This window comes from Pseudomonas sp. G166 (assembly GCF_037027455.2).
Taxonomy (GTDB): Bacteria; Pseudomonadota; Gammaproteobacteria; order Pseudomonadales; family Pseudomonadaceae; genus Aquipseudomonas.
In genome coordinates this window covers 2,057,242-2,071,606 of the sequence record NZ_CP146985.1, presented here as the reverse complement: position 1 = coordinate 2,071,606, position 14,365 = coordinate 2,057,242, and the positions used below count along the sequence as shown (strand labels likewise).

The following is a 14,365-nucleotide window of genomic DNA, read 5'->3' as shown; positions in this document are numbered from 1 at the left end:
GCGAGCCTGTTCGCGAAGAGGCCTTCAGATGCCAGCAAGTTTCGATATGTGAATACCTCATGACCACTCCACAGCCCTGCTACCACTGCGCCCTGCCCGTTCCTCCGGGCAGTCGCTTCACCGCCGTTGTCCTGGGTGAAACCCGCGAGCTGTGTTGCCCGGGCTGCCAGGCGGTGGCCGAAGCCATCGTCGCCGGGGGCCTGGAGAGTTACTACCAACATCGCAGCGAAGCGTCGGCTAACCCCGAAACCCTGCCCGTCCAACTGACCGACGAACTGGCGCTGTACGATCGTCCTGACGTGCAGCAATCATTCGTGCGTCATGAAGGCGAACTGGCCGAAACCACCCTGTTGATGGAAGGCATCAGTTGTGCCGCCTGTGGCTGGCTGATCGAAAAACAATTGCGCAGCCTGCCGGCCGTTGCCGAGGCGCGTTTGAACCTGTCAAATCATCGCCTGCATGTGCGCTGGGCTGATGCTCAGTTGCCGCTCAGCACGCTGCTCGCTGAGCTGCGCCAGATCGGCTACGTCGCCCACCCGTACCAGGCCGACCAGGCCTGCGAGCAACTTGCCGCACAAAACCGCCTGGCCCTGCGTCAGTTGGGCGTGGCCGGGCTGCTGTGGTTCCAGGCGATGATGGCGACCATGGCCACCTGGCCGGAATTCAATATCGACCTGAGCCCGGAGATGCACACCATCCTGCGCTGGGTTGCACTGTTCCTCACCACGCCGATCGTCTTCTACAGCTGTGCACCGTTCTTCAAAGGCGCAATGCGCGACCTGCGCACCCGGCACCTGACCATGGACGTTTCGGTGTCCCTGGCCATCGGCAGCGCCTACGTCGCCGGGATCTGGACGTCGATCACTGGCGTCGGCGAACTGTATTTCGACGCCGTGGGCATGTTCGCCCTGTTCCTGTTGGCCGGCCGCTACCTGGAACGCCGCGCCCGGGAGCGCACCGCCGCCGCCACCGCCCAATTGGTCAACCTGCTACCGGCCTCGTGCCTGCGCCTGGAGGATAACGGCCAGAGCGAGCGCATCCTGCTCAGCGAGTTGCGCACCGGTGACCGCGTACTGGTGCATCCCGGGGCCGTCCTGCCGGCCGATGGCAGGATCCTTGACGGCCAATCCAGCATCGACGAATCGCTGTTGACCGGCGAATACCTGCCACAACCTCGCCAAGTGGGCGACGCGGTCACCGCAGGCACGCTGAACGTCGAAGGCGCCCTCACGGTCGAGGTATTGGCGCTTGGGCAAGACACCCGTTTGTCCGCCATCGTGCGGCTGCTGGAACGCGCCCAGGCCGAGAAGCCGCGACTGGCGGAAATCGCCGACCGTGCCGCCCAGTGGTTCTTGCTGTTCTCCTTGCTCGCCGCCGCCGTCATCGGGCTGGTGTGGTGGCAACTGGATGCCTCTCGCGCCTTTTGGATTGTCTTGGCAATGCTGGTCGCCACCTGCCCTTGCGCGCTATCCCTGGCCACGCCAACCGCCCTCACCGCGGCTACCGGCACCTTGCACAAGCTTGGCCTGCTGCTGACGCGCGGTCATGTGCTGGAAGGCCTGAACCAGATTGACACGGTGATCTTCGACAAGACCGGTACCCTCACCGAAGGCCGCCTGGCATTGCGCGCCATTCGACCGTTGGCGTCCCTGGACAGCGATCGATGCCTGGGATTGGCCGCAGCCCTGGAAAATCGTTCCGAACACCCTATCGCTCGCGCCTTTGGTCGTGCGCCATTGGCCGCCGAACAGGTACAAAGCAGCCCGGGATTGGGGCTCGAAGGTTTAGTGAACGCACAACGCCTGCGCATCGGCCAGCCCGGTTTCGTGTGTGAACTCAGCGGTGCGGCGATACCAGTAATGCCGGACGAACCCGGACAATGGCTATTACTGGGCGATGATATTGGCCCACTGGCCTGGTTCGTCCTCGACGACCGTTTGCGCGCCGATGCGCCAGCCCTGCTGGCGGCCTGTAAGGCGCGAGGTTGGCGGACCCTGCTGCTGTCGGGCGACAGTTCGCCGATGGTGGCCAGCGTCGCTGCCGAACTGGGTATCGATGAGGCCCGCGGCGGTCTGCGCCCGGACGACAAACTGGCGGTGTTGCAGCAATTGCACCAGCAGGGCCGCAAGGTATTGATGCTCGGCGATGGGGTGAACGACGTGCCGGTGCTGGCAGCGGCGGACATCAGTGTCGCCATGGGCTCGGCCACCGACCTGGCCAAGACCAGTGCCGACGCGGTGCTGCTGTCCAACCGTCTCGACGCCCTGATTCATGCCTTCAGCCTGGCCCGACGCACCCGCCGGGTAATCATTGAGAACCTGGTGTGGGCCGGGCTGTACAATGGCCTCATGTTGCCGTTCGCCGCCCTCGGCTGGATTACCCCGGTGTGGGCGGCGGTCGGCATGTCCATCAGTTCGTTGACCGTGGTGTTGAATGCGCTGAGGCTGACCCGTCAGCCCAAGGTGCAGGTGTTCGACGCCACGCCCGATACCCGTCCGCTGCCGGCCTGAGCCGCGCGGGCATGGAGTTCCGACATGCCAGCTCTCTACGTGATGATTCCGGCCGCGCTGCTGATCGTGGCCATCGCCGTGTACATTTTCTTCTGGGCGGTGGACAGCGGCCAATACGATGATCTCGACGGTCCGGCCCACAGCATCCTGTTCGACGACCAGGACCCGAACCACAAGGCAGCGGTGGACGAAGCCAGTGGCCAGGCCCACGAACCGGACGACAAGGCCCCACCCCATGCTTGATCTGGCGCCATTGCTGGTCTCGGCGGTCATCCTTGGCCTGCTGGGCGGTGGCCATTGCCTGGGCATGTGCGGCGGCCTGATGGGCGCCCTGACCCTGGCAATCCCCAAGGAACAGCGCAGCCGGCGCTTCCGGCTGCTGCTGGCGTACAACCTGGGACGGATCCTGAGCTACGCCACCGCCGGCTTGTTGATCGGCCTGGCCGGTTGGGCCGTGGCCAATAGCCCGGCAGCGATGATCATGCGGGTGCTGGCCGGTTTGCTGTTGATTGCCATGGGCCTGTACCTGGCGGGTTGGTGGAGCGGCCTGACCCGCATCGAAAGCGTTGGCCGGGGCTTGTGGCGGCATATCCAGCCCGTCGCCAACCGCTTGCTGCCCGTGTCGAGCCTGCCCCGGGCCTTGCTGCTCGGCGCGCTATGGGGCTGGCTACCGTGCGGCCTGGTCTACAGCACCCTGCTGTGGTCCGCCAGCCAGGGCAATGCCCTGGACAGCGCACTGCTGATGCTCGCCTTCGGTCTCGGTACCTGGCCGGTACTGCTCGCCACCGGCCTGGCCGCCGAACGCGTCACCGCCCTGCTGCGCAAACGCAGCGTGCGTATGGCTGGTGGCTTGTTGGTGATCGTCTTTGGGCTCTGGACACTGCCGGGGCCACACCAGCATTGGCTCATGGGGCATTGACCGAGTAGGTCTCATATCCACCACAAGTCTTTTGTGGGAGCGGGCTTGCTTGCGAAAGCGATCCGACCAAGTCCACGGTGTTGATGTGCCGCCGTCTTCGCGAGCAAGCCCGCTCCCACAAAGAATTCGTACCGATCACAGTACGCCTGTGGAAGCCTGCTCGCGGTGGGGCCTCCAGCCCCGTTGACGCAAATCAACACGCTCCGACGCCCCCGCCCCTAGACTCGGACCCATGCCAGCCTATCCGGGGAACGCCCGCATGCTCGACGCCATTCGTTGGGACACAGACTTGATCCGCCGTTACGACCTGGCGGGCCCACGCTACACCTCGTACCCGACCGCAGCGCAGTTCGGCAGCCAGGTGGGCACCTTCGACCTGCTTCATGCCCTGCGCGAGAGCCGCAAGGCCCAGCGGCCATTGTCGCTGTATGTGCACGTGCCGTTTTGCGCGAACATTTGCTACTACTGCGCCTGCAACAAGGTGATCACCAAGGACCGCGGCCGCGCCCACGCCTACCTGCAACGCCTGGAGCAGGAGATCCAACTGATCGGCTGTCACCTGGACCCCGCCCAGCGCGTGGAACAACTGCACCTGGGCGGCGGCACTCCGACGTTCCTCAGCCACGACGAACTGCGCCAGTTGATGGCCAAACTGCGCAAGCATTTGAACTTGCTGGACGACGACTCAGGCGACTACGGCATCGAAATCGACCCTCGTGAGGCCGACTGGTCAACCATGGGCCTGCTGCGGGAACTGGGTTTCAACCGGGTCAGCATCGGCCTGCAAGACCTCGACCCAGCGGTCCAGCGCGCCGTCAATCGCCTGCAAAGCCTGGAAGAAACCCGCGCAGTGATCGAAGCCGCCAGGACCTTGCAGTACCGTTCAATCAACATCGACCTGATCTATGGCCTGCCAAAACAGACCCCGGAAAACTTCGCCCGCACGATTCAAGAGGTCATCGAATTACAGCCGGACCGCCTGTCGGTGTTCAATTACGCCCACCTACCGGAACGCTTCATGCCGCAGCGGCGCATCAACAGCCAGGACCTGCCAAGCCCGGCGCAGAAACTGGCAATGTTGCAAGGCACCATCGAACAACTGACTGCCGCCGGCTACCGCTACATCGGCATGGACCATTTCGCCCTGCCCGACGACGAACTGGCGATCGCCCAGGAAGAAGCCACGCTGCAACGCAACTTCCAGGGCTACACCACCCATGGTCATTGCGACCTGATCGGCCTCGGCGTGTCAGCGATCAGCCAGATCGGCGACCTGTACTGCCAGAACAGCAGCGACCTGAATCATTACCAGAACACCCTCGCCGACGGGCAACTGGCGACCAGTCGCGGGTTGATCTGCAATGCCGATGACCGGCTGCGGCGCGCGGTGATCCAGCAGTTGATCTGCCATTTCCATCTGGAGTTCGCCCAGATAGAGCAAACCTTCAATATCGATTTTCGTGGCTACTTTGCGCCGTTATGGCCGCAATTGCAGGCCATGGCCCAAGACGGGCTGATCGAGCTCGACGACATGCACATCAAGGTCCTGCCGGCCGGGCGTCTGCTGGTGCGATCGGTATGCATGGTCTTCGACGCCTATCTGGAGCAGCACAATCGACAACGCTTCTCCCGAGTCATTTAAGCGCGACAATTTGACGATGAAACCACACTGGTCGGAGTGCCATCTCTGGGGTACCCTTACGCCTTATGCGTGATTTCCCACAAGGATTTAAGAAATGTCCGAGCCAGTCAAACTGCGCGCCCACAACCAGGCCCACTGCAAGGATTGCAGCCTGGCCCCTCTCTGCCTGCCACTTTCATTGAATCTGGAGGACATGGACGCGCTGGACGAAATCGTTAAACGGGGTCGACCGTTAAAAAAAGGTGAATTCCTGTTTCGCCAGGGCGACGCCTTCGATTCCGTCTATGCCGTACGCTCGGGCGCCTTGAAAACCTTTAACCTGAGCGACGGCGGCGAAGAGCAGCTCACCGGTTTCCACCTGCCCAGCGAGCTGGTGGGCTTGTCCGGCATGGACACCGAGAGCCATCCGGTCTCGGCCCAGGCGCTGGAAACCACCTCGGTTTGCGAAATACCCTTTGATCGTCTGGACGAACTGGCCTTGCAACTGCCGCAACTGCGTCGTCAATTGATGCGAGTGATGAGCCGGGAGATCCGTGACGATCAGCAAATGATGCTGCTGCTCTCGAAAAAAACCGCCGACGAGCGCATTGCCACGTTCCTGGTCAACCTCTCGGCCCGCTTCCGCGCCCGTGGGTTTTCGGCCAACCAGTTCCGTCTGAGCATGTCGCGCAACGAAATCGGTAATTACCTGGGGCTGGCGGTGGAAACCGTCTCCAGGGTATTCACCCGCTTCCAGCAGAACGAGTTGATTGCCGCCGAAGGCAAGGAAATTCACATTCTCGACCCGATCCAGCTTTGCGCTCTGGCCGGCGGCTCTCTCGAAGGCTGATGTATACACGCGGCTGAGGGGCGGCTGAGGAATCGTCCCAGCCGCGCTATACTGCCGCGTTTGCAGCCCTGCCAGGACACCTCGACGATGGTCTTCGACTCCTTCGACATCAAATCCCTGATCCGCCCCGTGATCGATTTCCCCAAGCCAGGCGTAATCTTTCGCGACATTACCCCACTGTTCCAATCCCCGACCGCCCTGCGGCTGGTCATGGACAGTTTCGCCCACCGCTACGTCGAGGCCGAATTCACGCACATCGGTGCGATGGATGCCCGGGGCTTCCTGATCGGCTCGATCCTGGCCTATCAGTTGAACAAACCGCTGGTTTTGTTCCGCAAGCAAGGCAAGCTGCCAGCGGATGTGCTGGCCGAGGGTTACCAGACCGAATACGGCGAAGCCTTCCTTGAAGTGCATGCCGACAGCCTGTGCGAGGGTGATTCGGTGGTGATGTTCGATGACCTGATCGCCACTGGCGGCACACTGATTGCCGCCGCCAACCTGATCCATCGCATGGGTGCCAAGGTCCACGAGGCCGCGGCGATCATCGACTTGCCGGAACTGCTCGGTTCCCAGCGCCTGGAAGACATGGGGATTGCTACCTTCTGCCTGACGCAGTTCTCGCTCAGCGAAAGGTAATTGGCGCAAACGCCGAACCTGTGGGAGCGAGCTTGCGCGCTCCCACAGGGATTTTTGTGTGGCGGTTACAAGGCGATCGGCTTTCGCCCTGCAAACGAATGCGCCAGCGTCCCGCCATCCACCAACTCCAGCTCGCCACCCAGCGGCACACCATGGGCGATGCGCGAGGCGATCAGGCCTTTGTTGCTCAGCAGTTGGGCGATGTAGTGGGCGGTGGCTTCACCCTCGACCGTCGGGTTGGTGGCGAGGATGACTTCCTTGAACGTGCCGGCCTCTTCGATCCGCGCAATCAGCTGTGGAATGCCAATGGCTTCCGGCCCCAAGCCGTCGAGGGGTGACAAATGCCCCTTGAGCACGAAATAGCGACCGCGAAACCCCGTCTGCTCCACCGCATAGACATCCATCGGTCCTTCCACGACGCACAGCAGGCTGTCGTCACGACGCGGATCGGCGCATTGCGGGCAAAGATCGTCTTCGGTAAGGGTACGGCATAGACGGCAATGCCCCACCCCTTCCATGGCCTGGCTCAAGGCCTGGGCCAAGCGCGAACCGCCGCTGCGATCACGCTCGAGCAATTGCAACGCCATGCGCTGGGCAGTTTTCTGACCCACACCTGGCAACGTTCGCAGGGCATCGATCAGTTGGCGAATCAAAGGGCTGAAGCTCATGGAGGAAATGTCCGACATAACAACGAGACGCGGTTTATACCCGCGCCTCCGATTAGCGTCAAATACTCAATCCTGCGCCACCCGGACCACCAACTTGCCGAAGTTGCGCCCTTCCAACAGACCGATAAAGGCCTGCGGTGCATTCTCAAGGCCATCGACCACGTCTTCGCGGAACTTGACCTTGCCATCACGCACCCAGGGCGCCATGGCGCTGATGAACTCCGGCTGACGATCACCATAGTCGTCGAACACGATAAAACCCTGGATCCGCACCCGCTTGGTCAACAAGGTGCGCTGCAATTGCGGCAAGCGATCCGGACCGCTCGACGATTGCTCGCCATCGTTGTAGGAAGCGATCAGACCACAGAGTGGGACACGCGCCTTGGCATTGAGCAGCGGGAGCACCGCGTCGAAGACCTTGCCGCCGACATTTTCGTAATAAATATCGATGCCCTGGTCGCAAGCCTGGGCCAACTCCTCTGCAAAGTGTTCACTCTTGTGATCGACGCAAGCGTCAAAACCCAACTCATCGACCACGTATTTGCATTTCTCGTGGCCGCCAGCCACGCCAACCACTCGCAACCCTTTGATCTTTGCCACCTGGCCGACCACCGAGCCCACGGCCCCTGATGCCGCCGCAACCACCAGGGTCTCCCCGGCCTGGGGCTGACCGATGTCCATCAGCCCCATGTAAGCGGTCATGCCCGGCATGCCCAGCACTCCCAGGGCCATCGACGGGCTGGGCAGCCCGGACGGGATTGGAATCACATTGCGCCCATCGCTGATGCTGTGGCTCTGCCAACCTGTGGCACCCACCACCAGGTCGCCTGCGTGGAATTTCGGATGCATCGAACGCTCCACGCGGCTGACAGCGCCGCCGGTCATCACCTCATCGATCTTTACCGGCGCGGCATAGGAAGGCGCATCGCTCATTCGTCCGCGCATGTAGGGGTCCAGGGACAGGAACAGCGTCTTGAGCAGGATCTGCCCGTCCGTCAGGTCCGGCAGGTTGACTTGCTCGATACGAAAATTGTCCGCGGTGGGAGCGCCTTTGGGGCGGGATGCGAGGACGATGCGCTGGTTGGAGGTCGATGCTTGTGACATGGAAGCTTCTCCTTGATCGTTGAGTGGGACCTATAGGAAGCAGACTCTTTTGAAGGGGGTGTGTTCGATGTCTTTGCCGTTGGACCGTGGCGCCCGCTTTCCCGAGCACAAACAAAAATGCCAGGCGCGATGCCTGGCATTGTGTGTAGCCCATCCCGACCGGGATGACGAATCAGAACGGCAGTTTCATGCCCGGCGGCAGTTGCATGCCGGCCGTCATGCCGGACATCTTGTCCTGGCTGTTGGCTTCGATCTTGCGCACGGCGTCGTTGACGGCGGCGGCGAACAGGGCTTCGAGCATTTCCTTGTCATCTTCGCTCAAGCCTTCGACCACGCTCGGATCGATGCTGACACGCTTGACGTCATGGCGACCGGTCATGACCACCGTGACCATGTCGCCGCCGGACTTGCCAGTGACTTCGGCGTTGGCCAGCTCTTCTTGCATCTTGGCCATTTTTTCCTGCATCTGCTGCGCCTGCTTCATCAGGCCGGCCATGCCACCTTTCATCATGGGAATCACCTCGAAAGTACTTGGATAAACATCGCGCCCGGCCCGTTCGGCCCGACGCTTTCAGTTATGGGCCCTGGGTAACCGGGGCCTCGACAGGTTCGATAGTATCGTGACGGACCACCGCGCCGAACTGTTGCATCATTTGCTGGATGAACGGGTCACCGTGGATCGACTCTTCGGCTTCGCGCTGACGGTCGGCACGGCGACGGGACGCGGCCTGGGCCGGGGTCTCCTGCTCAGGCTTGATCAGCTCGATGCTCAGCGTCAGGGTGCGCTGGTGGTACTGGTTAAGCGCATCGTTGAGGCGACGCTGCTGGGTCGCGTTGAACAGCGCGCTGTGGGCCGGGTCCAGGTGCAGCAGCCAGTGGTCACCCTCCACGGCGATCAGCGTGCAGTTGGCGGCAATACTGCCGGTCATGCCGGTAATTGGCAGTTTCGGAAACAGTTCCAGCCATTGCAGGGCCAGCCCGGTGGCTGGCATTGCCGCCGGTTCCGGCTCGGGCTCCGGGGCCGGCTCGGCGGCATGCTCGCTGGCCAGATCGTCCAGATAACTGTAGGCCGAATCGATGTCCGGCTCGATGTAGTCCTCGTCCAGCGGGGGCTCATCGTCCAGGTCAATGCCCGGCGTGGCGACATCAACGTCGGCCACGGTCGGCTCAGGCATTGGGGCCGCCACCCATTCGGGCGCATCGGGCACCACGCTGTCGGGCGTGGGCAAGGGCATGGGTGGCAGCTCGGGCTGCTCGGCAGTGGTTTCCAGCACGGGCTCCACAGCGGGCTGCTGGACGATCTCAGGTTCGACCGGATCATTCCAGGGCAAGTCGATGACCGCTTCGGCCACCGGCTCGGGCAACGCCTCGGCGACCGCTTCAGGCTCGGGTTCAATCGGCGCACTGACAGGCGCCGGAGCCGGTTCAGCCAAAGGCATCACCGGAGCAGAAGCCACTGCCGGCGCAACGATGGGCGCGGCAGCCACTGGCTTGGCGGAATCAGCTGTGGCCTGGCTGATCCCCACTGGCTTTAGCGGTTGCCTCGGGGCGTCCGCCGTGTCGGCCGGCCGGAACGCCAGCATTCGCAGCAGCACCATCTCGAAGCCGCCGCGCGGATCCGGCGCCAGGGGCAGGTCGCGACGACCGATCAGGCCCATCTGGTAATAGAACTGCACGTCCTCGGCCGGCAGTGCCTGGGCCAGGGCCAGTACGCGGTCACGGTCGCCGTGGCCGTTGTCGACACCCTCCGGCAAGGCCTGGGCGATGGCGACCCGGTGCAGCACATTGAGGATCTCCGAGAGCACGCCGTTCCAATCCGGCCCCTGCTCGGCGAGGTGACGCACCGCTTCGAGCAGCGCCTTGGCGTCACCTTCGATCAGCGCATGCAACACGTCATAGACCTGGCCGTGATCGAGCGTACCGAGCATGGCCCGCACATCGGCGGCCATGACCTTGCCTTCACCGAAAGCAATGGCCTGGTCGGTCAGGCTCATGGCATCGCGCATCGAACCATCGGCGGCGCGGCCCAGCAGCCACAGTGCATCGTCTTCGAACGGGACGTTTTCCACACCCAGCACGTGGGTCAGATGCTCGACGACCCGTTCCGGGGTCATGTTCTTCAGGGAGAACTGCAGGCAACGCGACAAAATCGTTGCCGGAAGTTTCTGCGGGTCAGTGGTCGCCAGGATGAACTTGACGTAGGGCGGTGGCTCCTCGAGGGTCTTGAGCAGCGCATTGAAGGAATGGCTGGAGAGCATGTGCACTTCGTCGATCAGGTAGACCTTGAAGCGCCCACGGCTCGGCGCGTACTGCACGTTATCGAGCAGCTCGCGGGTGTCTTCGACCTTGGTGCGGCTGGCGGCGTCGATCTCGATCAGGTCGACGAAACGGCCTTCGTCGATTTCCCGGCAGACCGAACACTCGCCGCAAGGTGTGGAGGTAATGCCGGTTTCGCAGTTCAGGCACTTGGCGATGATCCGCGCGATGGTGGTCTTGCCCACACCGCGGGTACCGGTGAACAGATAGGCATGGTGCAGCCGCTGGCTGTCCAAGGCATTGATCAGGGCCTTGAGCACATGGGTCTGGCCGACCATTTCGCGGAACGAGCGCGGACGCCACTTACGTGCAAGAACCTGATAACTCATCGAAAACCGTCGCAACGAAGGAACATAAGCGGCTAATGCTAGCGGAGCAGGGGCGAAATTGCATCCGGTGTGCTCGTCTAATCTGACTAAGATGGTCTCAGGGGCTCGGTTGTCGACAGGGTTTTGTACAGTCAGGAGAGTTTATGCGCTCAGCCATGGGGGCTTTGCTGTTGTTCGGTACCGCGTGTTTTGCCGACGAAGTACCTTTGCGCTTTGCCGTTACCGACGGCTGGGCCATGCCCATGGTGCAGATCGAACGAGGCCGCCCGACGCAGGGCATACTCCCCGACATAATGACCAGCCTGGCGACCCAGGTCGGGATGCCAGCGCAATTTCACGTCCTGTCCCGTGCCCGCCTGGACGGCGCCATGCAACATGGTGAAATCGATATGCGCTGTTATGTCAGCCCCGATTGGGTGGATAAGGGCGGCAAGTACCTGTGGAGTGTCCCGCTGTTTTTCCAACGCGACCTGCTCGTCGGCATGGCAGACAGTACCGCCGCGGTGACGCCAGCGACACTGGCGCAACAACCCATCGGCACCGTGCTCGGCTATACCTATCCGACCTTGCAGCCCCTGTTCAACGAGGGGCACCTGCGGCGCGACGATGCGCGCAGCCAGGAACAAGTGCTGGCCAAGCTGCTGGCCGGCCGTTATCGCTATGCGGTCAGCAACCAGTGGGCGCTGGACTGGTTCAACCAACGGCATTCCGCCGACCGGCAACTGCACGAAGTGGCTGTTCTCCAGGAACAGCAATTGGGCTGCTACGTACGCGATGACCCGAGAATTCCAGCCCAACACATTCTGCTCACCTTGCAGAAAATGAAAGCATCAGGAGAAATTGACGCCATCATCCAGCTTTACACTGGCCGCAGGGACGCGTCGGAGGCCGACGCCGGCTCTCCCTGAACGCCGGCTCGCTGCTGCCATTGCAACGGCGGGACAAACCCCATCACCCAGCCAGGGACCTGTTCGGGAGGCATGGGACGGGCAATGAAATAGCCTTGAGCCACCTCGCAGCCCAGGCGCAGCAGCAGGAGCCCATGCTCAAGGCTGTCCAGCCCCTCGGCGACCACCTGGCGGCCAAACGCCCGGGCCAGGCCGATCACCGCCTCCGTCAGCGCCAGGTCGTCCCGGTCATCGAGAATATCGCGGACAAAAGTCTTGTCGATCTTGATGGTTTGCGTGCGCAGGTGCTTGAGGTCGTTGAGCGAGCAATAGCCGGTGCCAAAACCACCCAGTGAAAATCCTACGCCCAATGCCTGGCATGACTGCAGGCACGTACTGACGTGTTGAAGGTTCTCCACGGCGACGGACTCAACGATCTGCAAATCCAGCATGCTCGGTGACACCGCCGGATGTCGCTCCAACACCTGTTGCAGCCGCTCGACGAAATCCTCTCGCTGGAAATGCCGCGCCGATATGTTGATGCTCACCGGCCAGCCCTGCCCCATCTGCTGCCATTGCTGCAGCTGAGTCAGTACCTGCTCCATGACCCACTCACCGATCTCGACGATCAGGTCAGTCTCCTCCACCAGCGGCAGGAACTCGCGAGGCGGCACCAGGCCACGTTGCGGATGCTTCCAGCGCAGCAATGCCTCCAGACCAACCACCGTACCGTTGCGCATATTGACCTTGGGCTGGAAGTGCAGGCGCAACTCGTTACCCGCTAGCGCCTGCCGGACCCGCTCGACCGTCTGGTAAGTGACCCGGACCTCCTGGTCCCGGGACACATCGAACAGATGGAAACGATTACGGCCACTTTGCTTGGCCACGTACATTGCCTGATCGGCGTGGCGCAACAAGGTTTCAGCGTTTTCGTTGTCCCATGGAAACAGCGTGACACCAATACTGGCGAAGACCTTGATGCCCTTGCCATCGATGACATATGGCATTGAAACGCCGACCAATACGCGGTTGAGCGCGGCATTCAATTCATCCATGCCACGCACATGACGCAGCACCAGCACAAACTCGTCCCCCGCCAGTCGCGCCACGACGTCTTCACCCCGCACAATACTGCGCAATCGCCTGGCGACTTCCACCAGAAGCCGATCGCCGCTGGCATGACCGTGACCGTCATTGACGGCCTTGAAACCATCGAGGTCGAGCATGCACACCGCCAGGGGCAGGTTTTCCGCACGGGAAAACGCCAGTGCCTGGTCCAGCAGATCAGAGAGGTAGGTACGGTTGGGCAAGCCGGTCAGCACATCGTGACCGACCCGCCACTGCAACGAGTGCAGCAGCCGACGCTTTTCGCTGACGTCGAAGCGAATCGCCAGGTAGCGTTCGATTTGCCCGGTCTCATCGTCGATCACCGGTACCAGGGTGGTATCGACCCAGTGCAGCGTACCGTCTTTGGCACGATTACAAATTTCCCCTTTCCATACCTGCCCCAAGCCGATGGTGCGCCACATGCCGCTGAAGAACTCGTCGGGGTGCTGGCCGGAATTGAGCAGGCGATGATCGGCGCCCAGCAACTCCTCACGCTGGTAGCCAAAAAGGGTACAAAATTGATCGTTGACGTAGGTGATGCGCCCGCTCAGATCGGTTTCGGAAAAGATCGCGGCGGCGTCAACGGCTCTGCGGTACTTCTTATCCATCGAAGCAGTCATCCATGAGTCAGGCTCATTTGTCGCGCGCGGTTGCACCGCCTCTGCAAAGGCGAAAATCAACTAGGCTCAAACACCTTGAGATAAGCTGGAGCGCGGGCCCTGGCAGCGCTACCTGAGGGGGTAGGCCCCTGCCCCTTGTGTCGCGGCAAGAAACGCAAGGCCCACTCTTTTCGCACATCCCGGCTTCTGAAGCAGGTCACCAAATACCCGTGCCAAAGGCCGATTCTACGAAACACATCACATTTTGCAAAGCAAGGTGATGGATCATGCAGTTGCCTAATGCAAAAATCTATCGTTAAGTTCTTGATTCTAAATGGGAATTGAGCGATGCAAATTTCAAGTTTGGGTGCGGCCATCAGACGCTATCGCAAAGTAGCGGGGCTTACTCAGGCTGAACTTGGCGAAAAAACCGGTTTTGACCCCAAAACCATCAGCCGCTTCGAAACCGGCACCTACACCCCCAGCATCGAAGCCTTGTTCCTGCTTGCCGACGTGCTGGATGTGCAGCTGAAAGCCTTTTTTGTCGACATGGGCGATGAAGACGAACAGCGGGCGTATTTGTTCGGTGTCATACACAGAGCCACCCCGAAGGATCTGGGAAAGCTGATCGCAGCGGTTGACCAGGCCTTGTCCAAGCCTTGAGGCAGGCATGAAAAGAGCAATCCGGCCTGCCGATGCACGCCAGACCAGCCCCCTCTTGGGCGTTCGCTTGTCCGACTGGCAATCTGAACACGGCGCCACTGCCATTCGTTTGCGTGGGCGACACGAATAAAATAATGTCACGTTGACATCGTCTGC

General features: G+C 61.7%; 13 protein-coding genes. 8 read left to right on the top strand and 5 right to left on the bottom strand.

What is annotated here, in order from left to right; translation table 11 throughout:
• Positions 1–59: 59 nt before the first annotated feature.
• The 6 genes from SGN16_RS09290 (at position 60) to SGN16_RS09265 (ending at position 6,536) form a co-directional block, all read left to right on the top strand.
• Entirely contained in the window at positions 60–2,510 is a 2,451-nt protein-coding gene (locus tag SGN16_RS09290; RefSeq protein ID WP_335944877.1) for a heavy metal translocating P-type ATPase, read from the top strand.
• A gap of 24 nt (positions 2,511–2,534) precedes the next feature.
• A complete protein-coding gene (gene ccoS, locus SGN16_RS09285; RefSeq protein WP_092166649.1) occupies positions 2,535–2,753 on the top strand; it encodes a cbb3-type cytochrome oxidase assembly protein CcoS in 219 nt (72 codons plus the stop codon).
• Positions 2,746–3,429, top strand: a complete 684-nt coding sequence (locus tag SGN16_RS09280; protein WP_025212718.1) for a sulfite exporter TauE/SafE family protein — start codon at positions 2,746–2,748, stop codon at positions 3,427–3,429. Before ccoS ends, SGN16_RS09280 begins: the two co-directional genes overlap by 8 nt.
• Before the next feature lie 259 nt (positions 3,430–3,688).
• Positions 3,689–5,071, top strand: a complete 1,383-nt coding sequence (gene hemN / locus SGN16_RS09275; protein ID WP_210643648.1) for an oxygen-independent coproporphyrinogen III oxidase — start codon at positions 3,689–3,691, stop codon at positions 5,069–5,071.
• Positions 5,072–5,165: 94 nt separating this feature from the next.
• Positions 5,166–5,900: a fumarate/nitrate reduction transcriptional regulator Fnr gene (gene fnr, locus SGN16_RS09270; protein WP_210643647.1), complete on the top strand. Its 735-nt coding sequence runs from the start codon at positions 5,166–5,168 to the stop codon at positions 5,898–5,900.
• Positions 5,901–5,987: 87 nt separating this feature from the next.
• A complete protein-coding gene (locus SGN16_RS09265; protein WP_335944878.1) occupies positions 5,988–6,536 on the top strand; it encodes an adenine phosphoribosyltransferase in 549 nt (182 codons plus the stop codon).
• Positions 6,537–6,601: 65 nt separating this feature from the next.
• Here SGN16_RS09265 and recR read toward each other — a convergent pair whose 3' ends face one another.
• The 4 genes from recR to dnaX all read right to left on the bottom strand — a co-directional run bounded on the left by recR (position 6,602) and on the right by dnaX (position 10,953).
• The gene (gene recR, locus SGN16_RS09260) at positions 6,602–7,204 is read right to left on the bottom strand and encodes a recombination mediator RecR (protein ID WP_210643646.1); all 603 of its coding nucleotides are present in this window, start codon (positions 7,202–7,204) and stop codon (positions 6,602–6,604) included.
• Positions 7,205–7,270: 66 nt separating this feature from the next.
• A complete protein-coding gene (locus SGN16_RS09255) occupies positions 7,271–8,308 on the bottom strand; it encodes an NADP-dependent oxidoreductase (protein WP_335944879.1) in 1,038 nt (345 codons plus the stop codon).
• A gap of 172 nt (positions 8,309–8,480) precedes the next feature.
• Positions 8,481–8,819: a YbaB/EbfC family nucleoid-associated protein gene (locus tag SGN16_RS09250; protein ID WP_025212712.1), complete on the bottom strand. Its 339-nt coding sequence runs from the start codon at positions 8,817–8,819 to the stop codon at positions 8,481–8,483.
• Between the two features lie 64 nt (positions 8,820–8,883).
• Positions 8,884–10,953 (bottom strand): DNA polymerase III subunit gamma/tau, encoded by a 2,070-nt coding sequence (gene dnaX, locus SGN16_RS09245; protein ID WP_210643644.1) that lies wholly within the window; start codon positions 10,951–10,953, stop codon positions 8,884–8,886.
• A gap of 143 nt (positions 10,954–11,096) precedes the next feature.
• Between dnaX and SGN16_RS09240 the strand changes: the two genes are divergently transcribed.
• Positions 11,097–11,861, top strand: coding sequence for a transporter substrate-binding domain-containing protein (locus SGN16_RS09240; protein WP_210643643.1), 765 nt, complete (start codon positions 11,097–11,099; stop codon positions 11,859–11,861).
• On the opposite strand, the gene SGN16_RS09235 is transcribed toward SGN16_RS09240, so the two are convergent.
• The gene (locus SGN16_RS09235; RefSeq protein WP_210643642.1) at positions 11,813–13,555 is read right to left on the bottom strand and encodes a GGDEF and EAL domain-containing protein; all 1,743 of its coding nucleotides are present in this window, start codon (positions 13,553–13,555) and stop codon (positions 11,813–11,815) included. The two genes, SGN16_RS09240 and SGN16_RS09235, sit on opposite strands and share 49 nt — an antisense overlap.
• Positions 13,556–13,894: 339 nt before the next feature.
• Between SGN16_RS09235 and SGN16_RS09230 the strand changes: the two genes are divergently transcribed.
• The gene (locus SGN16_RS09230) at positions 13,895–14,209 is read left to right on the top strand and encodes a helix-turn-helix transcriptional regulator (RefSeq protein ID WP_210643641.1); all 315 of its coding nucleotides are present in this window, start codon (positions 13,895–13,897) and stop codon (positions 14,207–14,209) included.
• Positions 14,210–14,365 lie beyond the last annotated feature (156 nt).